Raw genomic sequence first — 25,203 nt, forward strand, 5'->3', positions numbered from 1 at the left:
AAACCAGATCCCTAGTGATAAATAGTAACATGAAAGTTCTAAAAAGATACTAAAAAACCGGCATGGCCTCTAAATAATATCTAAACAAGATTTAATCAGGAATCCAAAGAGCATCACTTTTGGCCAAAATCCTTCGAACCTTGAGGATCAGTTATGGATTTTGGTGATCGGAGGAGTTGGATATAAAAACCCTATACATGTAGCCGATGCCGGGGACGGTCTCAATAATTCTCGGATTAGCAGGATCCTTCTCAATCTTCGCACGGAGCTTGCCGATAAAGACGTGAAGGTACTGTCGTTCGTTGATATACTCGTTACCCCAGACCTTAGCCAGTAGGTTATCTTGAGTGATTACCTTATCTGCATTGAACACCAGTTCTTTTAACAGCATATACTCAGTGGGAGTGAGTCGAATTTCATTACTTTCGACGTAAATGCGCCTCTTTGCTGGGTCAAGTCTAACCGGCCCAGCCTGCACCGGTAATGATGGGGCAGCATCTAATGCCTTGAACCGTCGTAGTACTGCATGGACCCTGGCGATGAGTTCTTCGATACCGAATGGTTTTGTGAGGTAGTCATCAGCGCCGATGTTGAGGCAAGTGACTTTATCGCTCAATTCCCCCCGGGCTGAGAGGACGAGAATCGGAACTTGGGTCCATTTACGCAGGTTACGAATAACATCATATCCATCGATGCCTGGCATCATTATGTCCAGAATAACCAGTTCAGGTAGTTCCTCCTCCATAACAATTAGCGCTTGGGAGCCGTTTGAAGCAGTCAAGACGTCCCAACCTTCCATCTTAAGGTTGGCGCGCAGGAACTTAATGATCACTGGGTCATCATCAACGATTAAAACTTTAGTGCCCATCAATCGAAGCACCTGAAGGGATCCTAAACCAAAAGGTGGAGCCATGACCCAGTTCCGAACAATAACCAATTGAACCTTGATGGGCTTCAACAATAGCGCGGCAGATCGCAAGACCAAGGCCCGTACCATTGACACCCCTCGTGCCCCGATGCAATTGGTAAAATCGATCGAATACTCGTTCTCCTACTTCAGCTGGGATGCCACAGCCAGAGTCGCTGACCGTGAAAACCACAGAGCCGTCGCCATGGGTAACTTTGAGATTGATCTCAGTCCGATTCAGTGAGAAACGAACGGAGTTCTCAATCAAGTTCACGAGAACTTGGCCGATGCGGGTGATATCAACAAAAAGTTGTGGTAGCCTGGGTTCGATTGAAACTGAGAAGTGGTGTGCGCAGCAGAGGTTGTCTATTTCACTTTGAATTGAACTCACAATTTCTTCAGGCCGGAACCAATCCGGAGACATAGTCAGGCTGCCTGACTCTAGCCTAGTCATATCTAGCAGATCACCAATGAGACGGGCCAATCGGTCGGCTTCGCGGTTTATGCTTTCAAGGAAGTCTCGTTCATCTGTAGGATCCCAACACACATCTTTCCGCAAAAGTGAGGTGACCAACCCCTTGATGGCAGTCAGTGGTGTTCGCAATTCGTGCGAGACCATCGATAGAAGCTCGGTTTTCAGTCGCTCGGACTCACGAAATGACCTAGCTTCGCTTTGGGCTTTTTCAGCTTCAACAAGTGCTTGTTTGTACTCAGTGATATCGAGAAGGGATGCAATCGTCATCGGTGTACCGATTAGTGTATCCGAGTTTATTAGAATATTGTGTCGGTTGTTGAACCGGTCGATCCAAACAAACTCATAGGTCGATGGATTGTGACGTTCAGGGTGTGCTTTGCGTTCGTCCGAACTTTCTTTCATCCGCTCTAAGTCTTCCGGTGCGACAAACTCAGTCCAACTGCGCTTACCCTCGAGTTGTTCTTTTTCATAACCTGCAAGGTTTGCAAACTTGGTATTGACCAACATAAGCCGGCGGTTGACATCGTCGATCGCCATTGCTGTGCCTGTAGTTTCGAATATTGTGCGATATAAATTCTCAGAATAACGAATCTTTTCTTCGACCCTCCGCCTTTCAGTGACATCACGACTTATGCTCAGCCAATAGGCTCGCCCTTCAATATTAGTAATACCAGCAAAAAATTCAACAGGGCAAATGCTACCGTCCGGCCTCTGAAATTCAACTTCGACGCTCGAACCCATGCCTTGCGATGTCAATTGGCGGAAATACCTCTCAGCTTCGTCCTGTTTTTCTTTCGGACGAAGTTGCCACACGAACATATTCTGCAACTCATTTAACCGGTACCCAGTCTGGCGTTGGTATTCGGGATTAGCATCGATAATCTTGCCACTTCCTGCGTCGATAAGAACAATGCCATCCCGGACCTCATTAAAGATGAACCTGTACCATTCGTTTAGGCAATTAGATGTTGGTGTATGCGTCATTGGCATCTCTCAGAGAGAGGTGACTAATTATAACAAAAACAATAACCGATGATACATCAAAAGAGTCTGGCTTTCATGAGGATGTTGGAGATTAGGGGCTAGTTAACAACTCACATTGTCATATGGGCAATTTTTCTTTTGGACGTAGGGAGTCACTTCGTCGTTTGGTCATTCCCTTATTTGCACAACATACTATATTCGATAAGGTCAATAGCTCCTTTTAGGTTTTTTGTTATTTCCACACCGGTGGGCAGATCCCAGCCTCTGGTTTCCTGGCTCCCAACTTAGCTTTTAGATACGGGCTCGTCCGCAAAAGCGAAGGCCCATCATACCTCATGCGGGGTTGGCCAGGAGGGCAGGGGCACCATGTTGTGTACACGGGTTAGCTTGATATAAGCTCCCAAAATCTGACACCGGTGTCTCCCTGCCCACCTGATGTTAAGGAATAATCCTCCTAGCTGGCCACCGACACCAATTGAGGTGACCCGTAAAACGTCTGGTTTTTCACCATCGAAAAAGCTAAACGTAAGAGCTTGTTTAAAGCAGCACCGACGATTTCCCTACCGCACAGCGGATTTTCGTGGATCGGTCGTTCCCTTCTCTTTTTCGCCCACTCACGAAAATCGGCATTGAAACGTAGCATCGGGATAACAGAAGTCCAAGCGCAGTATCGTAAGACCGGGCGCCCCTGCTTGCTCATCGGAGTATGGGCGCTCTTCTTTCCAGCTGATTCTGACTCAGTTGGATTGCTACCCGCCATCTTTATCATCTGTTTTGCGGTCCGATATGCCTTGAAGCAGCCCAGTTCCGCGATTAGGCCAGCAACGGCGATGTAACTGAGGCCGGTGATCGACAGCAGATATTTACCCTCTTCGGTTTGGTCAACGAGTCTGGTTAGTGTTTGGTCTATTTCTTTGATGTGTTTTTTAATTAATTCGAGCTTTTCCACTAGAAAGCCCATCTCGGAGACCACTGATCGAGCCCCGGATGAAATGCCTATGGTCATCTTCGCTGCTTCATGAAGGTCCGCCAGCTTTCTACGCATTAACCGGTGTCCATGGTAATTGGCTTCTACTTTGGCAATGAAATTCTCAATGTCCATGCCAGCAACGTCCCATGGTGTAAGACAACACGACAAAACGCCTTGCGCCGTAACCGCACATGGATCTTTGAAGACATGAACGAATTCCGGAAACACTCCGTCCAGAAGACCCTTTATGAGGTTTGTTATCCTGGTCCGCTCCTTGACCAACCGCCGATAAGCGTTATGAGAGGAACGTAGGTCTGCATATACGCCTTGGGGGAGACCGCTTTCGACGAACTCACCGGTGCACAGGAGTTGAGCTGCAACCTCGCTGTCCCGGTAATCATTCTTCCTGTGGTTCAAATCCTTCCCTTCGCGCCTTCGCTTCAATGTGTATTGATTGATGAAACGAAATGGAATACCTTTCGCATCGAGGTAATAGGCGATATTCCGCCAGTAATGGCCACCTGTTTCGATCGCGAACATTACGCCGCGGCAATCTGCCCGAACCATTTCAGTCCTGACACGGCGTAGTAACAATTCAAACCCTTCCATTGCATTTTCAAACTTGAACTTGTCACGAATGGTGAAGTCTTGTGTAATGGCGACTGCAGCATGTTTGCTTTTATGGGGGTCGATTCCGATCACGAGGTAACCCTCAGGGACTTGCCGAACTTTCCTGGCAGCGGTATTCTGCATTTTGATAGCTCCTCCTATTTAGATTCGGTGTTTGGGAGACCACCGTTTCTATTTTAGCCGGAGCTATCTCTTACTGTTAGCCAATATACTAATCTCTGCAAATGTGTGATCAAAGCTAGATGACTTCTTTTCTTGATTCACCTTGCTATGCTGAAAGTAAACGGAAGTATTGCCACGTTGACTAAGCCATTCGTGTCGTTTTTTGGTACCTTTTTAAAAAATACATCTTGAGGGAAACGAGTCGCCCGTTTTGAACAGGTAATTCAGCTCACGTGGTATATAGGTTTCTCTTCAGCCAACAAAAATTAGGAAAGTGACATCCTTTTCAATCCCATAACTGGAACTGAGAATAGAGGGGAACCGTTGGATGCTCACGATATTTATAATTCATCTTTAGGAATTTTGGGATGGTTGACGTCATCTTGTTGATTATTGATCATAAAGGAATGGATACTGACACGCGCGTCCCGTTGCCAGGGGCTGATTCGAAGTTGAACGTTCCGCCCACTAGTCCTGTTCTTTCTTTCATTGCTGAAAGGCCGGTCGAGTTAACGGCTACAAGCTTGGCCACATCAACCCCACATCCCTTGTCCTCTACGCTAAATTCAATAGATTTGCCAGGTCTTTGGACGTTTACCCAGGCTTCCTTGGTTCCGGAATGGCGCATTATATTGGTGAGAGCCTCTTGAATAATCCGATAAGCTGTGATTCGGCTATTTGGAGTCAATACTCCAATCTCGCTGTGATCGAAATGGACCTCGAGACCGGCCTGGCTGTGAAGTTGTTTGAAAAGTGCCTCAAGTGAATTCACCAGCCCAAGTTCGTCCAAGGATCCAGGTCGCAGGGAGAGGGACATATTTCTGACCTGACCTATTAATTTTGAAATGCCTTCGATTGCTTCCCTAACAAATGGCCTTGCTTCATCGGAAGTTATTCTTGCTATGCGATCTAATAACAACTTCAAAACTGTCAAGTTCTGACCAACTTCATCATGGAGTTCCTTAGCAATGGCACGCCGTTCCTCTTCTTGAACTTTTAACAAACGATTTGATAGCGAGCGCAGCGATTCTTCTGCCTTCGACCTAAGTTCCAACTGCTCCTTGAGTTCATTGTAAGCTGTCTCTAACTCACTGGTCCGGGCTTTAACTCGATTTTCTAATTCAACATTCAAATGCTGAAGCGCTTGCTCAGCCTGCTTACGCTCATTGATGTCTTTGACGATATGGACACTGCCTGTGCAATTACCAGATTGATCCAAGGTTGGAAGAGTAGTCGCTTCGATATAAATGCCAAGGTTGGGTTCGAAAAATTCCTCGTGAGCTGCCTGGCAGGTATTTACCGTCCTTGAATGGGGACAAAAAACCGGCGCTGTGAGAGAGTTATGGACAATTTCATAACAATGTCGGCCGACAGCAGCTTCATGTTTCAGTTTAAACGTATTTGTGAAAGCTTTGTTGGCTCGAATGATACGATGGTTCCGATCAAGGAGGATAATGATATCAGTGATCGAATCGAACGTGGATTGCCATTCCCTGGCGGCGGCGTTGATGGCTTCTTCCGATTTCTTCCGCTCGACCGCATAAAATAAGACGCGACGTAACAGCCCAGAATCGGCTTGACCTTTCACAAGATAATCTTGGGCACCAAAATGAATCGCACGGGATCCTAGGTCTTCATCCGAGATAGACGTAAGTACCACAATGGGCAGAGCCGGGAATTTCGCACGCAATGCTTTGAGCGTTTCTAAGCCGGTACTATCCGGCACATTCAGATCTATCAGTGCAACATCCACTTCATGATTCTTGAGAAAGCCGATCGCTTTTTCCAGAAGTTCTGCCGCGCCCTCCAAGGTTATCCCAGGAACATCTTTGAAATATTCCTTGATAAGGCGGACGTCACCCGGATTGTCTTCAAGAAGAAATACTTTCATGTGCGAACTCTTTTCTTGGTCAACTAATAATTGACAGTGGCTTCAGCACGCTGTTTTTGGCGGTAACCTGACAATGGTCAGCCAAAAGTCTTCGATCGATTTGGTGATAGTGAGAAACTGGTTGAAGTCCAGGGGTTTGGTGACGTAGCAGTTAGCGTGTAACTGGTACGCCCGGCAAATATCCTCATCGGCCTTAGAGATAGTCAAAACAACTACAGGAATCGACTTAAGATCATCATCAGCCTTAATTTCAGCCAAAACTTCGCGCCCGCTTTTGCGTGGAAGATTAAGGTCCAACAGGATGAGGTCCGGACGAGGTGCTTGCGCGTACTTCCCGGAGCGCCGCACAAAATCAATAGCCTCAACACCGTCTTCGACAACCCAGAGGTTGTTCCGGATCTTGCTGTCCTTTAACGCCTCCCGGGTCAGGCGGGCGTCACCCGGATTGTCCTCCACTAGCAAGATGTCTACGGGCTTTGGTGTGTTGGTATCCATTTGTTTCTATCCTTTCTTTGGCGCAATGGGCAAAATAAAACGAAAGACCGAGCCCCCTTCGGGAACGGATCCCACCCAAATTCGTCCGCCGTGCCGCTCAACAATGCGTTTGCAGATAGCCAAACCGATCCCAGTGCCGGGATACTTGGACCTGGTGTGCAGCCGTTGGAATATTAAGAAGATCCTCTCTCGGTACTCGGGAGCGATGCCGATACCGTTATCCTGGACCGAACAGACACATTCGTTGCCGCGGATTTCTGCCGAAATGTGGACCCTTGGAACATCATCACCACGGAACTTGATGGCGTTGTCGATCAGGTTTTGGAAAACTTGCGACAGTTGGCCGGCATCGCCGTATACCATCGGCAGAGCGTCATGGGTGATGATGACGCCGCTATCGGAGACCAGCATCTTGAGGTTGTCCAGGGCCTGATTCAGAATGCTTTCGAGAGGGGTTGGTTCAAAAGTGCCACCCCTGGTACCAACCCGGGAATAAGCCAGGAGGTCATTGATCAGGCGTTGCATCCGGTTAGCCCCGTCGGCGGCATAGTGGATGAACTCGTCGGCGTCAGCATCAAGTTTGCCCTGGTATCGTTTACCCAAGAGTTGCACGTAACTTGAAACCATGCGGAGCGGTTCCTGGAGGTCGTGGGAGGCGATATAGGCGAACTGCTCCAGCTCAGCGTTGGAGCGGGCCAGCTCTTCGGTCCGGCTCTTGATGGCCTCTTCCGCCAATTTCCGTTCGGAGATATCCATGCCGACACCGATCAGGCACTCTTTGCCATCGAGCACGACCAGTCTGCCAGTAAAATAATAAGGGGTCCTGCGGCCATCCCGGGAAACAAAATTAGCTTCAGCCGTAGATTGTCCTTTTTCAAAGACTTCACCGATCCTTTGTTCAATGAGCGTCCTGTCTTCACCCTCAAAAAATTCAAGGACGGTTTTTGATGGCATTTCCTCAGCGGTGACCCCAGTGACCAGTTCCCAGTTTTTATTCCACTTGAGGAATTTGCCCTGGGTGTCGAAGAGATAGAAAACTCCCGGGAGGCTTTCAATGGTGGTGTCGGAAATGTTTTTTTCGCGTGTCAGCTCAGCGGTGCGCTCGATTACCCGTTCTTCGAGGACATCACGGGATTGTTGAAGTTCTTCGTTCGATACGTTCAGGTCTTCCAGGATGTTGAGCAGCGCCTTTGAAGTATCATGCATCTGCTCCTTCTCAGCGTCGAAATCCTCCAAGATGTTCAACACTGCCCGCTGGGTGTCCTCGAGACGGACGTTGTCCGAATCGGCGGTCAGTCTATTCCTAGGGTCGGGGAAAACTTCCGATTGGTGAGACACTATCGTTGTCGTTTGAGTTCCTCAATCTCTTTTTTAAGCTCGATCATCTTGAGTTCACGGCCAACGGTGAGACGCTGGAACCGTTCAAGCTCGGCGAGCCTTTCCAGTTCCTTGGTGCGCTGCTCCGCAACCTGGGCTTCGGCCTGGCGCTGAGCGGTGATATCGCGAGCTGCAGCAAAGACACCCAATACCTTTCCTGAAATGTCCTTGTAGACTGAGGCATTATAAAGAACATCGGTAAGCGTCCCGTTGGAATTGCGAATGGTAAGAGGATAGTCCGTTACCGATCCGAGGGCAAATACCTGCTGGTAACCTTCCCGGGCTTTTTGCGGCTCGGTGAAATAGTTGGAGAAATCTGTGCCAATCAACCGATCGCGGTTGACGCCGGTGACCTTGATTGTCGCCTCATTCACGTCGGTGATCTTACCTTCCGGTGAGATAGTCACCAGGGGATCGAGCGACGCTTCAATCAGGCTTCGCGCATACTGAGAAGCCTGTTTCTGGGCGGTGACGTCCCGGGCGGCGGCGAAAATGCCGATGACTTTACCAGCGCTATCCTTGTAGACGGAAGCGTTGTACAACACGTCGGTCAATTGTCCATCACGATGACGAATGGTGAGCGGATAGTCAGTGACGAAACCTTTGGCAAATACCTGGAGATAACCTTCACGGGCTTTTTCAGGCTCTGTAAAGTAGTTGGAGAAATCGGTGCCGATGAGTTTCTCCCTGGGGATGCCGGTGACTTTTATGGTCGCTTCATTCACATCAGTGATCTTACCGTCAGGAGAAATGGTCACCAGCGGATCGAGCGATGATTCAATCAGGCTCCTGGCGTAGTGAGAAGCCTGTCGCAGTTGTTCTTCAGCACGCTTCTTTTCCGAGATATCATTACTCATTAGAAGGTAGCCGATTGGATGACCAAAGGCATCGTTACGCCGGGTGACCACAACGCTGGCCATGAAACGGGTACCGTCTTTTCTGACGCGCTGGAATTCGCCTTCGGCCAGGCCTTTGTCGTAAGCATCTAACAATAGACGATCGACGGCGCCTGAAGCGATATCTTCCGGTGTATGAAGAATGCTTGAGTCTCTGCCGATGATCTCTTCCGCCGTGTAGCCGTAATTGCGCGTGGCGCCTTCATTCCAGGACAGAATCCGATGGTTAAGGTCCTTACCGATAATGGAATACTTAGTCGAGCTTTGCAGGATGTTGTCAAGAAAATTCTTAGTCTCAACAAAATCCCTGGTAACAGCTTTAGAGTCGGTGACATCACGGGCGGCAGCAAAGACGCCCAGGACATTGCCACCCACGTCCTTGTAAACAGAAGCGTTGTAGAGAACATCGATCAACCTGCCGTCCTTATTGCGGATGGTCAGCGGATAGTCGGTCACCGACCCCTTGGCGAATACCTGCTTGTAGCCTTCACGCGCTTTCTCCGGTTCGGTGAAGTAGTTGGAGAAATCCGTGCCGATGAGTTTTTCCCTGGCTACGCCGGTGGCTTTTATGGTTGCTTCATTCACATCGGTGATCTTGCCGCTGGGAGAAATGGTAACGAGAGGGTCAAGGGAAGCTTCAATTAAGCTGCGGGCATACTGGGAGGCTTGTTTCTGGGCGGTAACGTCGCGAGCGGCGGCGAACACACCTATTACGGTTCCCCGCACGTCTTTGTAAACGCTGGCGTTGTAAAGGACATCGGTGAGTTGACCGTTCTGGTGGCGGATAGTTAGGGGATAGTCAGTCACTGAACCTTTGGCGAATACCTGCCGATAGCCCTCGCGAGCTTTTTCAGGCGCGGTAAAATAGTTTGAAAAATCCGTGCCAATTAGTTTGTCCCTTTCCATTCCGGTGACTTTGATCGTGGCTTCGTTGACATCGGTAATCTTGCCGGTGGCGGAGATGGTAACAAGAGGGTCGAGGCTGGCTTCGATTAGACTTCGGGCGTAGGCGGCGGCAGACTGGATTTCCTTTGAAGATTCTGGGCTCGAGGAAGACTTTGTGGGCTTAACCATCACGTCTCCTTTAACTGAATACGGACCAGATAACGTAGAGTAATATTACGAATGATTACATAATAGTCCAACGTGTAAGGTTGAGCAAACTATCAACAATGCCAAATTCAGCCCGCAACCTGCATATGCTCTACAGAGATAGAGTATCCTTAGGCCACTATGAATGACATCATCAGCGACGACTTCTCCACCCTGAAGGCTCCTCGCAAAGACGGCTAAGTTGGGCGGGTCTGCGACCTACCGACAATGCGACTAATGGGATCGTGGTGGGTTCCACTATGCTGCACCCACCCTACAAACCCTACAGACTTGCCTTGATTCGGACGTCCACAACATTTTTTGAGTTTACCTTTGTTTGAAAAATCGGTATTACGATTGGCTGAACGTGAGCCGTGACAGGCTCCGGACCCTTGACACGGACTTGCCAGCTATGATATTATCTCTCTTTGTCAGCAATTGACGTAGCACCTTAACAACTGGATAGCGGAAGGAAAAGCCAATTTTATTGCAGCGTAAATTCGTTTAAATAGCCTGGAGAGTTTGATCCTGGCTCAGGATGAACGCTAGCGGCGCGCCTTATGCATGCAAGTCGTACGGTTTATCGCAAGATAGACAGTGGCAAACGGGTGAGTAATAGTTAGGTAACCTGCCTTTAAGTGGGGGATAACACTTCGAAAGAAGTGCTAATACCGCATGTGGTGCTCTTTCATAAGAAGGATCACTAAAACCGCAAGGTGCTTGAAGAGGGGCCTGATTCCGATTAGCTAGTTGGTGAGGTAACGGCCCACCAAGGCTGGGATCGGTAGCTGGTCTGAGAGGATGGTCAGCCACACTGGGACTGAGACACGGCCCAGACTCCTACGGGAGGCAGCAGCAAGGAATCTTGGGCAATGGGCGAAAGCCTGACCCAGCGACGCCGCGTGAGGGATGAAGGCCTTCGGGTTGTAAACCTCTTTTCTCAGGGAAGAATAATGACGGTACCTGAGGAATAAGTCTCGGCTAACTACGTGCCAGCAGCCGCGGTAATACGTAGGAGGCGAGCGTTATCCGGATTTATTGGGCGTAAAGTGGGCGTAGGTGGTCTTTCAAGTCGGATGTGAAATCTCCTGGCTTAACTGGGAGGGGTCATCCGATACTGTTGGACTTGAGTACAGCAGGGGAAAATGGAATTCCCGGTGTAGTGGTGAAATGCGTAGATATCGGGAGGAACACCAGAGGCGAAGGCGATTTTCCAGGCTGAAACTGACACTGAGGCCCGAAAGCGTGGGGAGCGAACAGGATTAGATACCCTGGTAGTCCACGCCTTAAACTATGGGTACTAGGTATAGGGAGTATCGACCCTTTCTGTGCCGAAGCTAACGCTTTAAGTACCCCGCCTGGGGAGTACGGTCGCAAGACTAAAACTCAAAGGAATTGACGGGGGCCCGCACAAGCAGCGGAGCGTGTGGTTTAATTCGATGCTACACGAAGAACCTCACCAGGGCTTGACATGTTAGAAGTAATGAACTGAAAAGGGAATGACCTGTTAAATCAGGAGCTATCACAGGTGCTGCATGGCTGTCGTCAGCTCGTGTCGTGAGATGTATGGTTAAGTCCTGCAACGAGCGCAACCCTTATTGCCAGTTATATTCTCTGGCGATACTGCCTCGCAAAACGGGGAGGAAGGTGGGGATGACGTCAAGTCAGCATGGCCTTTATGCCCTGGGCTACACACACGCTACAATGGACGGTACAATGGGTTGCCACCGGGCGACCGGGAGCTAATCTCCAAAACCGTCCTCAGTTCGGATCGCAGGCTGAAACCCGCCTGCGTGAAGTCGGAGTTGCTAGTAAACGCGTGTCAGCATAGCGCGTTGAATACGTTCTCGGGCCTTGTACACACCGCCCGTCACGTCATGAAAGCTGGTAACACCTGAAGTCGATAGGCTAACCCGCAAGGGGGGCAGTCGCCCAAGGTGGGACTGGTGATTGGGACGAAGTCGTAACAAGGTAGCCGTAGCGGAAGCTGCGGCTGGATCACCTCCTTTCTAGGGAGCCTTTCCCGATTTATCGGGAACACTCCTAGGTCGGTCTCCGGCGCAAGCCGGGGTTTGATTGGCCTATTTTTCCTTCCGCTATCCAGAGGTTAAGGTGAAATTGTTTTAAGACGATTTAACCCCGGCGCTTGATTTTAACGCGCATCGTGGGTTAGAATTACCTTCGCTTGTTTCACCCCCGGGCCATTAGCTCAGCTGGTTAGAGCGCGGTCCTGATAAGACCGAGGTCCTTGGTTCGAGACCAAGATGGCCCACCATTAAAGACTACTCCACACTTAAAATGTGAAGTATTTCTTGAGTTAGACTGTTAATAGAAGAGGCAGATGAGATTCTCATCTGCCTCTTCTATATTTCGTATTCGAATTCATCGGTGAAGTTTTTCCTCGCCAGGCGTCACAAGTAACAAAAGCAGAGATTATGACTCGGATGGGGAGACGGGGGAGAGGAAAACTCTCTCTGAACCGCGGGAGCTTTTGTACTGGCTTACAACTGGTGAAACAGAGAGGTTTTTGAAGCCTCCATGTTTCTAATAAGCATTGTTCTCCTCATAGCGCCGGACTGCGACGGAAAAATGAGGCATTTGTTAGACTGGCTTAACTCAGACAGGGCTCGCGAGCATCGATCTCGGACCGAAGCTGATACTTTATTGCTAGAGAGTTGAATGGGTGCGGAAAACATTTGAGGCTGGCATCGGGTGAGTATATTGAAAGCCAGATTAATTATCCTTAATCGTTAATAAAAACACTGTAACGGACAAACACATATTGTTAGGCTAATTGAAACATCTGGATGCCATAATCCTTATAAAGAATTGAAGGAGGAAAGCATCCATGTCTATTTTTCACAACACAGTAAGTCGCCGTGATTTCATGAAAGGAATTGGATTGACTGGCGCGGGAATTGGCGGGGCGATGACACTGTCCGCACCGATATTTCATGATCTTGATGAGGCAGCATCGTCCAACCCGTCGGTGAAGCGTGCCTGGTGGGTAAAAGAACGAGCATTTGATGATCCCACGGTCGAGATTGACTGGTCAATGATGCAGCGTCACAGTGTCCGTGAAACTATGTGGTATTACTCGTCATTTGCACGATATATTGGTGGTGCGTCCAAAGTTAAAGAAGTTGTTGGCCAGGGGAATCAATTGAAGGCTAAAAGATTAGCCGAAAACGCGCCTGGCTGTGATTTGATTTCTACATCATTAAGTGGTAGTTCGGGACTTTACAATAACTCCCAAAACTATTATCAGGCGGCAGGGACGAGCCAAGGTTGGGGAGGCGGTAAAAGCTTCGTAGGTCAAACAACCATAAAAAGACCCAGCGATCAAGGCTTACCAAAGTGGGAAGGTACCCCTGAACAAAACATGCGCATAATACGTGCTGCGTTACGTTTCTATGGAGCTCCGGCTTTTGGTGTTTGTGAATATAGCGGCAACATAAAGTCAAAATTAACACAGCTGTATGACGGTGGCGCAGCTTCAATGAACATGGCATACATCGATCCTGCTGTCCCAATTAAGGCAATTGATTCCAGACCCTACGTGTTCGAAGATGTCGATTGGGCTTATGAGACAAAGGAAAAGCTCGTTATTCCGGATAAAAAACAATACTGGGTCGTGACCGTCGTTCAGCCTCAAAGCCGCCAGATGTTCCGCCAAGGCCGGGGCGTGCTGAGAGTCGCAGCCAACGGTGCTAGGTACAGTCTTCAATCGGTTTGGCAAACTAAAATTCAAGGATTCCTCCGAGGAATTGGATACGAAGGACTTGGGTACCCGACAAGAGCATATGGCCCTATCCCCTCGATGGCAGGAGCGATTCTGGATGGAATGGCTGAAATGGCCAGAAACAATAATGTCGCCGTTAATCCAGACTACGGACCGACGGCTGGATATTTTAGCTTCTTAACCGATTTACCCTTAACTCCCACACCACCGATCGACGCTGGAATGTGGCGTTTTTGCCAAACATGTAAGGTCTGTGCCGATGCGTGCCCCAGTCAGGCAATTTCCCAAGATAATCAGCCTACTTGGGAAATTACTCCAAGTAAAAAAGCCCCTACCTTGTCACCAGCCTATTCATGTCCGGGAAGAAAATCGTTCTGGACAGATGTAGTCGCCTGCCGGGAGTTCGGCTTTTTAGATAGTTGCGGCAGTTGTCACGGCGTTTGTACCTTTAACACGGATAACGCAGCAAGTATCCACCAATTTGTTAGAGCCACTGTTGCCACAACTGGGTTGTTTAACGGCTTCATGTCGAACATGCATCCGACGTTCGGTCTCGGATTAACACCCGAAGAGGATTGGGGTAAGTGGTGGGATATGTCGTTACCAGCTTACGCGTTCGACACATCTGTAGGGGTAACCGATGGTGGCTTCAATTAAGCTTTCTAGAATCTGTTAGACCAAGCGGTTCTTTCAAGCACACGGGGAAGATCCTTAAAATTCTTCCCCGTGTGCCACTTTATCGAAGATCAATGATCAGACAAACCTAAATCTACTTCCACTTAACCGATACGAGGCTTGAGTTTCCCAATATCAGTATAAAGTCCAATGGTGATTAATACTTTAGGACGATTCTTTTTTACGACCCCGTAGTATTATATATGGCTGTCTAACAGGCCAACATCAGTTCTCAGTTAAATCTAAAAATGGACTGTTAGATTGAAATGCATGATGAGACAATATCCGAACTTATGACGAAGATCAGATTTCCTATTCTGACCGCTCTCGCAATTGGATTGTTGATGATAGGAATCATACCTATCGACAAAGTCATTGCACAGGATTACGCATATTTCGAACATCTGTCAATAGAACAAGGATTGTCACAGAGCTCAGGACTTTCGCTATTACAGGATGAGCAGGGATTTATCTGGTTTGGAACTAAAGATGGTTTAAACCGATTTGATGGAGTATCTTTTAGGGTTTTCAGAAACGATCCTCTGGATCCTAAATCCATTTCTGACAATTATATCAATTCTATTGTCGAAGATTCATATGGAACAATCTGGGCTGGAACGCTAAATGGTGGTTTAAACCTTTTTAACAAAATTGATTCAACTTTTGTAAGTTACAAACATTTGGATTCTGATCCTAATACGATCATCAGCAATCTAGTAAGGGTGGTTAAAGCAGATGCTGAAGGTTTCTTGTGGATCGGGACGCCAGTAGGGCTTGATCGGTTCGATCCAAAAACGCAGAAATTCACCCATTTTGTTTCCAATCCGATGGAGGATAATTCCCTAATCGACAATTACATATGGGCGCTTCTTCTTGATTCCAAAGGCAATCTGTGGATCGGTACGGAAGCTGGTTTGGACAGATATAACATCGCAACAAATGCGTTTACCCATTACTTGTGGTCGCCAGGCAGTGATAATGGGCTTTCAGGAACCACAATCCGGGCACTCTTTGAAGACAGTTCTGGCCAAATTTGGATTTCGACAAGTAATGGATTGGATGTGTTGAACACGGTTGAAGAAAGTTGGAAACATTTCACTAATGAACCTGAAAATGCCGCAAGCGTATCGAATAACCGAATTCGGGCGATAACCGAAGACCTTGAGGGTAACATCTGGGTCGGCACAACCTATGGCTTGAACAAATATGATAAAAAGACAAATTCATTCATCCGATTTTTCAATGATCCCGGGAATATAGATAGCCTAAGTAACGATGTGATTTGGTCACTGTTGGTGGATCGATCGGGAATTGTTTGGATTGGCACTTTAAACGGAGGCGTCGAAAAGTATATCCCTAGCAAACAGGCATTCTTGTGCCTGAGGAACAATCCCGGGAACCAGAATAGTCTGAGCAATAACGTTGTCAAAGCGATTTTCCAAGACAGTAAAGGTGTTTTTTGGTTCGGAACTTTAGGGGGAATCAATTCCTATAATCCTAAAACCAGTCAGATCATCAAATATGCCTACGATCCCAAGAAACCTCTTGGTTTACCGAATGATTCCATTAAAACGATTATTGAAGATAAGAAGGGGTCGTTGTGGATTGGGACAACTGGAGGATTGGCCAAATTGGATCCTCAATCGGGAGACTTTCGGGTTTGGGTTCGTGAAAAAGACAACCCTAATAGTCTCAGCGATGATGTCATATGGTCATTATATTTCGATGGCGCCAACAATTTATGGATTGGGACTAATAGTGGTTTAGACAGATTTGACCCGAGCACTGAGACAATTGAAAGATTTGGGCAAACCATTGGAATCCCATCGACTACCATATATACAATTATCGAGAAAAACGGATACTTACTGATTGGCACTGGATCGGGCATATTTGAATTCTCCCTGAACAAAGGTATTTCACATCATTACATTTCCTCCGAAAGTAACACATCAAGTTTGAGTTCAAACATAATAAGGCATATCTTCAAATCTAAATCAGGCGAAATATGGATTGCAACCCATAATGGGATCGATAAGTTTGACACGGATGCCGGTACTTTCATTCGTTACATCGGATACCGAGAGAGCCAGTTTGGCGTCGTGTATGGAATTCTTGAAGATAACTCAGGGGCTCTTTGGTTTAGTGGTAATAATGGACTTTATCGAATGGATCCTCGTGGCCAGAATATACGACATTATGATGTTTCTGACGGTTTGCAGAGCAATGAATTCAGTGAGGGTGCTTTCTATAAGGATAATAATGGATGGTTATTATTTGGAGGAATCAATGGTTTAAACTGGTTTGATCCGGCCATGTTGGAGGTTCAAAACAAAGCTCCCGAACTTGTTATTACCGGTATAAATACCATTACGGGGACATTGAAACTCTCTGAGCCAGCCCATGACGCGAGAACTATTTCACTCAACTACAAGAACAATTCATTAGTTATTGATTTCGCCGCTCTTGAATATATTTCTCCAACCAAGACAACCTATTCTTTTAAACTTGATGGATTTGATAGCGAATGGCGAACTCAAAATTTTGACCAAAGAAGTGTTTCGTACACCAACCTGCCAAAAGGAACTTTCACCTTTTTCCTCCGAGCGTCACAAATTGATGGCGAATGGGAAACCGAGACTCTCTCTTTGACTATTAAGGTCGCTCCACCTTTTTGGAATACCTGGTGGTTTTACATTTTGTCAGCAGTTGCAGCCGCGTTTTTTACTCTTTCGATAATAAGGCTGAGGGTTGCCAGTGTTACTCGACAAAAAGAAAGACTGGAGATACTGGTAGATAGGAGAACGGTCCAACTCAAAGAAGAGGTTGAAAAACACAAGATTACAGAGTCTAAATTGAGCGAAGAGATCGAAGACCGTGTGAAATATACCAGGGCTCTGGTGCACGAACTTAAAACACCACTGACTTCCCTTTCGATCTCCAGTGAGTTACTTGCTGACGTAGCGCAAACTGAGCCCTATTACAGCCTGTCTAAAGTGATCGACCGTGCAGTCAACAGGCTTGATAAGAGGTGCGCTGAATTACTGGATCTGGCAAAAGGCGAGAGTGGCGTTCTCAAAGTTAATAAACAAGAACTTGATCCCAATATATTCTTCGAAAATTTATACAATGATCTCGTTCCTGTGGCATCCAACAAAGGGATTGCGTTCGATTATGAGCACGATGATAGTATGCCCATAATGTCGATTGATCCAGAGCGAATAGGGGAGGTAGTGTTAAACCTTGTTGATAATGCGCTGAAATTTACTCCCGAAGGCGGTAAAGTGACTCTCGATGTCAGGTCTGAGGGAAATGGGGTTATAGTATCCGTGACAGACACTGGTAGTGGCATTGATCCCGAGATTCTCCCTCATTTGTTTGAACCAAAATATCAGACCAAAAATCACAACAAAGGTGACGGGCTTGGATTAGGTTTGGTGCTGTCAAGGATGTTTGTTGAACTTCATGGAGGTCGGTTAACTGTTTCCAGTGTACCCGAGAAGGGCAGCACATTCAGATTTAATTTGCCTGGGAATGGAGGCAACATCCATGAAAGTCCTAATTATTGAAGATGATTCCGGGATCGTTGACTCACTAAACCTGCTGTTCAAAATGCGATGGCCTGAAGTCGAATTCAAGATCACCAGTAAAGGCGAAACAGGATTACTTGCAGTTGAACAGTGGAATCCCGATCTGACAGTGTTGGATTTGGGTTTGCCTGACATCGATGGACTAGAGGTGCTCAAGAGAATTCGGTTATTTTCATTGACACCGGTAATTATTCTCACTGCTCGGGGTGACGAATACGATATCGTCCGAGGTTTGGAATTGGGTGCTGATGACTATATAGTAAAACCGTTTAAACAATTGGAATTCCTCGCACGAGCAAAAACAGTCTTGCGTCACCAAGGTATCGCTCCAGTTGATGCGGTGTACGCAAAAGGACCATTTAAGCTGACGCCGGCAACTCACAAACTTTATTTTGATAACCGGGAAATAATTTTGACTAAAAGTGAGTGTATAATTTTCCTAAAACTTCTGGAAAATGCTAATTCTGTTGTAACGCAAGGAGCCCTTTCTCGTGTTCTATGGGGTGATGACCTCCCAGAATCAGTTGAAGCAATCAGAGTTTACATCAGCCGGATTCGACAAAAAATCGAACAAAATGACCCGGAACTTGCCTATATTTCTACCAAACCGGGCATCGGGTATTCATTGAACCTATCGAGATGAAGGTTGGTTCGAATGGTTCGAGATGTCATAAGTTGATAGTGCGAACGACATTGGAAACAAGGTATGCCTTCCCACAGCTCTTAGTCGTCTGTAGAACCGGGCTTAGCTAACGCTGATTTACGAACAAATCATGCTTAAAAGGATGGTAGATTCGCGCCATCAGCCTCATTCTAATCATGGTGGAGACGGGGGAGAGTCGGGGTCTCTCCGAAACGCGACGGAGCATGAATTGGTTAAGAACCACAACAGACCGACGCAGATTTAATTGGTTAAGTACTGGACGGACCGAGAGCTTCAATCCGGACCGTTAGAGTCGGACCAAACCTGAAACAGGGGAATTATTGAATTTGGTTAAAATTAGCGCAGCTAAGAGGGGACAAAAGGTTAGTCTCTCGTCTTTCGTTCATACTATCTTGGTCGGGTTTTTTGTTTGACCAAATTGATTTAGCTATGGTGTAGGTCTCATCTCAGTTTTTAAGACTTGTTTAGCTTCATCCTCGAATGATTTGGGTACCAGGATTTTCACTTCTCCGAGACCATCGATATTGATGCCGATGACCCTGCCTGCACTTTCGTACTCGAGGAGAACCGGTATGCCCGCGCTTTCTAGGCGTGATTTGGTGACGCTAGCTCTTAGTTCGCCCTGAACGATAGCAACCACAGAGAAATTTTCGTGGTATTTCATTGCATTCATAGCTACCTTATAGTGATGACCTGAATGGTTCGAGTATCGCTATATTGCCACTTCTTGGCAGAAGGGCAGATCTTTTCAGCACCGAATTCAATGGCTATAATCAAGTCTTCGATTTTTAGCTCAGGTTCGGCATAGGCAAAATTTTCTTGGTCCCAAACCAAGACTCTGGTATCTCCAGGGTACTTCTGTAATAATTTGATTAATTCAGAAGCTTTCATCTTTCCTCTCGATGGCGCGGGATTAACTCGGCTTGATGACCAGCAAAGGAAGTCCTGCTTTCTGGAGTACGTAATCAGCCACACTACCCATCAGCAGTATGCCCAGACCCCCATGGCCATGGGTGGCCAGGGCGATGAGGTCGAGTGAACCGACCGTCTGGGCATAATTGACGATGGAAAAACCAACAGGTGTGGTGTTCAAGACAACGCATCCAACCTTGATACCTTTCTTCCTCAGTGAATCCGCAACGCATTCAAGGTAGAGCCTGGCATCAGCTTCGGCCATCTGAAGTAATTCTAGGTATGTTGTGGGGTGGTTCTGTGATTCCTTGCCTGAGAACGTTACAACCTGTATTAATTCGACATTGCTCTTGAAGGCTACAGCCTGTGCTTCGACATAAGGGAGAATCTGTTCAGCGAGCTTCGACCCATCTAAACAAACGAGGATTTTGTTATACATACTTACCTCTCAATTCGATTAAATAGGCTGTTCAGGCATGATGGCTCGTTTTGTGCCTGAGATAGATGGTGGTGATTGCGCTAAATATAAATAGGGCGAACAGAGCGTAGATGACGATATTTCCGAGTTCGCCGCCCCAGTTTGTAGCTTCATCTAAAGCCGAACCTACGATAAAGATCACAACAACGGCGGCAGGAGACGCGCCCGTCAAGATTAACGATGTTCTGAGCCATCCTTGCATGTCACTGCGCCAAGGAAGAAGCACAAGTGTAATGCCTAGCACTATGAAAGACACGAATAGTAGGGCATAGATGGGGCCGAAGAATAACTCGTTAATCCCAGGTACAAACCCGAGCATACTGACGGCGGAAATTGCTACCAGAGCCCAGAAAACACCCCAGATGCTCTTCGTATTGAACAGCCACTTACTAAAGCCACCGATTTTGCCGTGAAATGGCAGGACGAAGAGGATCAATAGAATGATAATTAGAAAAAGGAGCATTTGCATAGCAATAGTCACTCCTCTAGCTCGGTCCTAATCAATTATACTCCCGATGGATAGAACCCAATCTTAGGTATTTTCCTCGGAGAGTCGGACTCTCTCTGAAACGCGACGGATAGTTGATTGGTTAAGAACCGGACATCGAGAGCATAGTGCTCTCGGCCTTTTGCTAGTCGTGCTACTTTAAAAAAGGGACGAAACCGGAAACATTGGCGGAGACCGATGCATTATTGCAAAAGATGAGAGACTGTTACTAATAATTGCACGGTATATTGAGGTTAGGTAAGGGAAATGCATCTTGTTTTGATGGATTAATCAGCCCAAAATAAAAGTATGGCACCCAGAGGAATATGCCCCAAATGCGGTGTTGAAGTGTATGGTTGGTGTTTGTCCTTACCCCGGCACCAGACATGTACAACCTGTGGGGTAGGTTACATCATCACTGAACCAGGCCAGTTCGTTGCAAGAGGGTATTCTCCTTTCCAGGCTCCGGAAGCAAGAGGAGCTAAAAGTCGAGTCGACCCAAATTTACCACTTAAAATAAATGAATCCCCTTGACCTTGTTTAAGTGGGTTAAATATCGAATGTCTGAAGAGGAATTAGTTCAGGATTAAAAAAACGAGAGGCATCAACAACCTCTCGTTTGCTTTTAGGCTCGCTAACGTCGAAAGGGGAGAGTCGGACTCTGCCTGAAACGCGACGGAACTGCTGAACTGGGTCTAAACTGGTGAAACAGAGAGGCTTTAAAAAACCTCTCTGTTTCTCTTAAACACAGTCATTCTTGGAGTGCTGAATGGTCTTTGAACCAGTCGTTGATATTGGCAAGCGCTAAAAACGACCTAAACAGCGACTTTACATTATATATGAATATACTGGTCAACCAATTTCTGAATTTCGTCGCCTTTGCCATAGAAACGTTCACTCAGGTCTTTATCTTCATAGCGTTTGAGCATCTTAGATAGGCCGTCAATTACCGATGCAGGGAAGATTCCATCTTTTTCATAAATACCCCGGTCTTTGAGCAAGCAATCCGCGGCATCCCAGCAGGATGTTGGCAATTGCGGTAAATTACTTTGGATCTCTTTATTAGCCGAAGCAAAAATATTGACATCAACATAAAGTTTCTTAGCCAGGTCCAAGGCATTTTCAAGCTCTAGTCCGTGCTGGACGGCCACTACCAGGCCAGCCATCAGCAGATGGATGTTGGCCGAGCCATCGGGTGAGCGGAATTCTACGGTTTGATTATTGCTGAAATTCCGTGCAGTCGCATTTTCGTTAGGATTGGCTTCAGCCGCCATATCGTTCGAATGCAGCCACCCCAGCGGCACCCGCACCAAACTAGAGCGGTTACGGTCGCCCCAGCAGACATTGGTAGGAGCTTCTTGATGCGGTACCAAACGCAAAAATGATAGAGGGATAGTATTACCGAAGGCGGTCAATGAAGGCGCAAGCTTCAAATAACCGGCAATCACCTTTCGGGCGAAATCATTCAGCCGGCCTCCGTCAACCAGCATGTTCTGATCGCCTTTCATCACCCGGGTGTGGACGTGCATACCCGAACCGGCATGACCAACGAGTATCTTGGGCGCAAAAGTTACGGTAACATTATTACGCTTACCCAGCATACGCAGTATCCATTTGGCTACCACCAACTGGTCGGCGGCATCCTCGACATTAACCGGTGAAAACTCGATTTCGTTCTGTTCCATTTCATGATCGTCAGATGAAATATGTCCGACTTCAGAGTGACCGTATTTGATCTTGCCGCCCGATTGGGCAATCAAGTTCATAGCCTCGTATCTTAAAGTTTCCCATTTACAGAACGGGGCGGACTCCTGGTAGCCTCGTTGAGCAACGGTAGGATAGAGATGCTGGTGCGGAGCAATCACGTAGTATTCCAGCTCTCCCATGGCTTCGAACCGCATTCCGGTTTTAGCGTTCAGATTGTCCTTGGCTTTTTTCAAAATATTTTCAGGAGCGCTTTCTAGCCTTTTGCCTTCCTTCGTAAAATAGGTGCATAGAATGTCGATAGCTGGAACCGCGGAGAAAGGGTTGACGAAGGCGGTCTTGTATCGGGGGACGACATAGAGGTCGCTCGACGCGGAATCGATGTAAGAAAACAGGCTAGAACCGTCTACACGCTCGCCGGAGGACAGAATTTGGTCCAATTGTTCCCGAGTGTTGATTATGAAGTTCAAATTTTTGAGTCGTCCGTCGCCGCCCAGGTGCCGAAAATTGACGGAGGCAATATTGTTTTCTTCGATGTATTTTATGATGTCACGTTTGGAGAAATCCTCTGGAGCCTTATCTAAATAGCTGGCCAGTCTGTTCGCATTAAGATTTGCTGGTTTTTGAGTCATTTGAGACACTACTGATTCCTCTCCTAAATTTGACTTGTCCCGTAACTACGTACGTCATAGGCCTCTCCGATTACAATGCTTCTTCTATTTTCGAATCAATACTTTTTGCATCGATTATTGATACTGATTTAGTTAGTCACTGTAGTCAGAGACCAATCCCGTAATATAAAAAGGGATTATACAAGATTCTGGAAAAATTCGCTGGGTAAAATGTCTCTTGAAATATTGGCGAATGCCGGCTATCTTCAGGGAATCGGTGTATCTGAGTTTTGACCTGCCACAAATGGGCAGTAGTTTTTAGCTAGTTCGGACGATCGCAGCAATCCTTTTGGAGTATTATAGCTGTAACTGCTCTAATTACAATAGCCAGGCAGAGCTAGTACCTGGCTATTTTGTTAACTTCGCCCGTAAAAGGGTCTGAACTGTCTGAAATGTTTTCAATTCGCGACAGTGGTAATAACTTCGGAAAAATCGTGCTAAAAGCAACCGGGCGACTGATACCATGATTAGGGCCGGATTACTTTTGTCTAATAACTTCTTCTACTATTTCTGTTGAATCGACCGTTTTTCTGCTGGAAGAATTGTCGCCATAATGCCAAAGTCACCCTTCAGGTCTATCTCCCAGGTGGCATCAACCAAGAAACATTCAAAGATCTATGTAATAAATGAGCCCTTGGGATCTTCTCCCAAAGGCTCTCTTGGGTTTCTGGTGGAGACGAGGAGAGTCGGACTCTTTCCGAAACACGAAACTTACTGAACTGGATTAAAGCCAGAGACGCCGAAAGGCTATAGGAGGCTCAACGCGTTTTGTAGATCGTCGTCCTCCTTGAAAGGGACAGTCGGGCTCTGTGAAATCTAAATTGGACTTCGAAATTCTTGGATGGCAATATTGGGAACCGCTGATCCTTGGTGATGATTGTGGACGATTCTTATCTTTCTACCTCGGTATCCATCGATAAAATCCCTTGGCTTTTTGGGCAGTTTATAAGTTAGTAATTTTTTTAAAGGAAAATTCTCCATCATAAGCTCGATATAATATCCTCTTGTGATTTCCATAGTGCCTCATTTTGTTCAAGAGTTAATATCCGGTTCCATTGTTTGAGGATTGTCAGTCTTTGTAAATCCCCCATTAGTAACAATCAACATATACTTTGGTCTCCGAAACCGAAAACGATTGGATTGGCTAAATGTCAAACGGACCGAGTGAGTGAAGCTCGGTCCGTTCGTCATCACCTGATCGTTAAAATAATCTTGAAGTTACTTGAACAGTCTGATAATCAGGTTAGCGATAGCTGTAAGCACTAGGCTAATAATGATGACAGAGGCTAAAGGTACAAATATCGTGGAATCTCCGATGTGGAAAGTGAAGTCACCCGGAAGTTTGCCGAAGCCAAACTTACCTGAAACGGCCATGACGATACCGATAACGACAATACCTATCCCTAGAACGATGAGCCATTTACCCATCTGGCTAAAATCCATGGGTATATTATAGCTTCAAGCTCAAATACAAGGCCAAACAGGAATCAACCAAGCCTTAACTCATGGTTGAAGGAGTCGGACTCTGCCGGAAACACGGGAGATCATGGAGGCTGTGACATGGAAACGAGCGAGGGGCTGGTGAATCACCCTCGGGGTGTCACTGAAGGAAGTTCCATTTTGTGAAAAACTTGCCGCATTATAAGAGGCGGATCGTCAGTCCCTCACAGATTGCCCAAGTAGGAGGCTAGGTATAGATGCCTACGAAAGAGTTGAGCTTTTCCCGTATTAGAAGAAAAACAAGTAACGGGGTACTTGGACAGCATATTCTTTATATTTAGTGCCAAACACATCTATTAGGTGCTCTTCTTCGGACAAAACCATCAGATGGAAAACAATTATACTAGCTACTACCCAGGCGATCGAATGAAAAGAGGGAAATTGCACGCTTATCCCTATGACCATGAACCACCCACCAACGATTTGTGGATTCCTTGATATGTTATAGACACTGGATCGAACCAGACTACTCGTTTCTAAACCGAAAGCTTTTTTCAATCCAAATGACAGCATGGTTCCGAAAGAAAGGACACAACCCATGCTAACGATGATTGCACCGAATACTCTGGATGACGAAGTTAGTTGTTGATAAAACCATGGCCAATCGGGAGGTAAAAACGAAAATGGCAGGGCGAAAAGCAAACCGAAAATCAACACTTGAAGTACAGAGGAAAGAGGGTCAACTTTTTATATCGTTGATAGTCATGACGGACTATGACTCTGAAAATGACGAAACCATCAACTAATAACAACACTAGTAGTCCCAGGGAAATGGCAGCATGCAATTGACCTGCTTTCATTGATATTACCCAGGTATTAGTATGGACTAAGCCTCCCTGAAGTGACCAAAAACCCGGACTGCTTAATGTAGTTAACCACCATGCATTTTGGTATCGCCAAG

General features: G+C 46.7%; 18 protein-coding genes, 1 tRNA gene, 1 rRNA gene and 1 pseudogene. 6 read left to right on the forward strand and 15 right to left on the reverse strand.

Annotated elements, in window-relative coordinates; translation table 11 throughout:
- Positions 1-151: 151 nt before the first annotated feature.
- The 7 genes and pseudogenes from HX448_RS01375 to HX448_RS10410 all read right to left on the reverse strand — a co-directional run.
- Positions 152-913 (reverse strand): response regulator transcription factor, encoded by a 762-nt coding sequence (locus HX448_RS01375; protein WP_102331322.1) that lies wholly within the window; start codon positions 911-913, stop codon positions 152-154.
- Positions 858-2,366 carry a sensor histidine kinase gene (locus HX448_RS01380; protein WP_162485924.1) on the reverse strand — a complete coding sequence of 503 codons (1,509 nt, stop codon included), beginning with the start codon at positions 2,364-2,366 and terminating at the stop codon, positions 858-860. Before HX448_RS01380 ends, HX448_RS01375 begins: the two co-directional genes overlap by 56 nt.
- A gap of 454 nt (positions 2,367-2,820) precedes the next feature.
- Complete coding sequence (locus HX448_RS01385) at positions 2,821-4,089, reverse strand: IS110 family RNA-guided transposase (RefSeq protein ID WP_190259856.1); 1,269 nt, start codon at positions 4,087-4,089, stop codon at positions 2,821-2,823.
- Positions 4,090-4,525: 436 nt separating this feature from the next.
- Positions 4,526-6,019: a response regulator gene (locus tag HX448_RS01390; RefSeq protein ID WP_190259887.1), complete on the reverse strand. Its 1,494-nt coding sequence runs from the start codon at positions 6,017-6,019 to the stop codon at positions 4,526-4,528.
- Positions 6,020-6,061: 42 nt separating this feature from the next.
- Entirely contained in the window at positions 6,062-6,514 is a 453-nt protein-coding gene (locus HX448_RS01395; protein WP_190259888.1) for a response regulator, read from the reverse strand.
- Positions 6,515-6,520: 6 nt separating this feature from the next.
- On the reverse strand, positions 6,521-7,852 hold the full coding sequence (locus HX448_RS01400) for a sensor histidine kinase (protein WP_190259889.1): 1,332 nt from the start codon (positions 7,850-7,852) through the stop codon (positions 6,521-6,523).
- A pseudogene (locus HX448_RS10410) lies at positions 7,852-9,795 on the reverse strand (PAS domain-containing protein); the annotation flags it as partial. The gene HX448_RS01400 and the pseudogene HX448_RS10410, both read right to left, overlap by 1 nt.
- Positions 9,796-10,389: 594 nt before the next feature.
- Between HX448_RS10410 and HX448_RS01415 the strand changes: the two are divergent.
- The 5 genes from HX448_RS01415 (at position 10,390) to HX448_RS01435 (ending at position 18,529) form a co-directional block, all read left to right on the forward strand.
- Positions 10,390-11,888: ribosomal RNA gene (locus HX448_RS01415) — 16S ribosomal RNA — on the forward strand.
- Positions 11,889-12,077: 189 nt separating this feature from the next.
- A tRNA-Ile gene (locus tag HX448_RS01420) sits at positions 12,078-12,154 on the forward strand.
- 573 nt (positions 12,155-12,727) lie between these two features.
- Positions 12,728-14,278 (forward strand): reductive dehalogenase, encoded by a 1,551-nt coding sequence (locus tag HX448_RS01425; RefSeq protein ID WP_102331460.1) that lies wholly within the window; start codon positions 12,728-12,730, stop codon positions 14,276-14,278.
- A 311-nt stretch (positions 14,279-14,589) separates the two neighbouring features.
- Complete coding sequence (locus tag HX448_RS01430) at positions 14,590-17,865, forward strand: sensor histidine kinase (protein WP_162485817.1); 3,276 nt, start codon at positions 14,590-14,592, stop codon at positions 17,863-17,865.
- Positions 17,846-18,529 (forward strand): response regulator transcription factor, encoded by a 684-nt coding sequence (locus HX448_RS01435; protein ID WP_102331458.1) that lies wholly within the window; start codon positions 17,846-17,848, stop codon positions 18,527-18,529. Before HX448_RS01430 ends, HX448_RS01435 begins: the two co-directional genes overlap by 20 nt.
- Positions 18,530-18,977: 448 nt before the next feature.
- Here the strand turns inward: HX448_RS01435 and HX448_RS01440 are convergent, their stop codons facing one another.
- From HX448_RS01440 to HX448_RS10675, 8 genes are all read right to left on the reverse strand, one after another.
- The gene (locus HX448_RS01440; RefSeq protein WP_162485816.1) at positions 18,978-19,214 is read right to left on the reverse strand and encodes a putative signal transducing protein; all 237 of its coding nucleotides are present in this window, start codon (positions 19,212-19,214) and stop codon (positions 18,978-18,980) included.
- Between the two features lie 11 nt (positions 19,215-19,225).
- Positions 19,226-19,441, reverse strand: a complete 216-nt coding sequence (locus tag HX448_RS01445) for a hypothetical protein (protein WP_102331456.1) — start codon at positions 19,439-19,441, stop codon at positions 19,226-19,228.
- A gap of 22 nt (positions 19,442-19,463) precedes the next feature.
- Positions 19,464-19,901, reverse strand: a complete 438-nt coding sequence (locus HX448_RS01450; protein ID WP_102331455.1) for a universal stress protein — start codon at positions 19,899-19,901, stop codon at positions 19,464-19,466.
- A gap of 31 nt (positions 19,902-19,932) precedes the next feature.
- The gene (locus HX448_RS01455; protein ID WP_102331454.1) at positions 19,933-20,409 is read right to left on the reverse strand and encodes a hypothetical protein; all 477 of its coding nucleotides are present in this window, start codon (positions 20,407-20,409) and stop codon (positions 19,933-19,935) included.
- A gap of 851 nt (positions 20,410-21,260) precedes the next feature.
- Entirely contained in the window at positions 21,261-22,763 is a 1,503-nt protein-coding gene (locus tag HX448_RS01460) for a glutamine synthetase family protein (protein ID WP_102331453.1), read from the reverse strand.
- 855 nt (positions 22,764-23,618) lie between these two features.
- Entirely contained in the window at positions 23,619-23,819 is a 201-nt protein-coding gene (locus HX448_RS01465; protein WP_102331452.1) for a hypothetical protein, read from the reverse strand.
- 201 nt (positions 23,820-24,020) lie between these two features.
- On the reverse strand, positions 24,021-24,245 hold the full coding sequence (locus tag HX448_RS01470; protein ID WP_102331451.1) for a DUF2905 domain-containing protein: 225 nt from the start codon (positions 24,243-24,245) through the stop codon (positions 24,021-24,023).
- Positions 24,246-24,530: 285 nt separating this feature from the next.
- Positions 24,531-24,956: a methyltransferase family protein gene (locus HX448_RS10675; protein ID WP_226846870.1), complete on the reverse strand. Its 426-nt coding sequence runs from the start codon at positions 24,954-24,956 to the stop codon at positions 24,531-24,533.
- Between HX448_RS10675 and HX448_RS01480 the strand changes: the two genes are divergently transcribed.
- Positions 24,872-25,048 carry a hypothetical protein gene (locus HX448_RS01480; protein ID WP_162485797.1) on the forward strand — a complete coding sequence of 59 codons (177 nt, stop codon included), beginning with the start codon at positions 24,872-24,874 and terminating at the stop codon, positions 25,046-25,048. The genes HX448_RS10675 and HX448_RS01480 overlap by 85 nt on opposite strands.
- Positions 25,049-25,203: the final 155 nt, after the last annotated feature.

This window comes from Dehalogenimonas etheniformans, assembly GCF_014672715.2.
Classification (GTDB): domain Bacteria; phylum Chloroflexota; class Dehalococcoidia; order Dehalococcoidales; family Dehalococcoidaceae; genus Dehalogenimonas; species Dehalogenimonas etheniformans.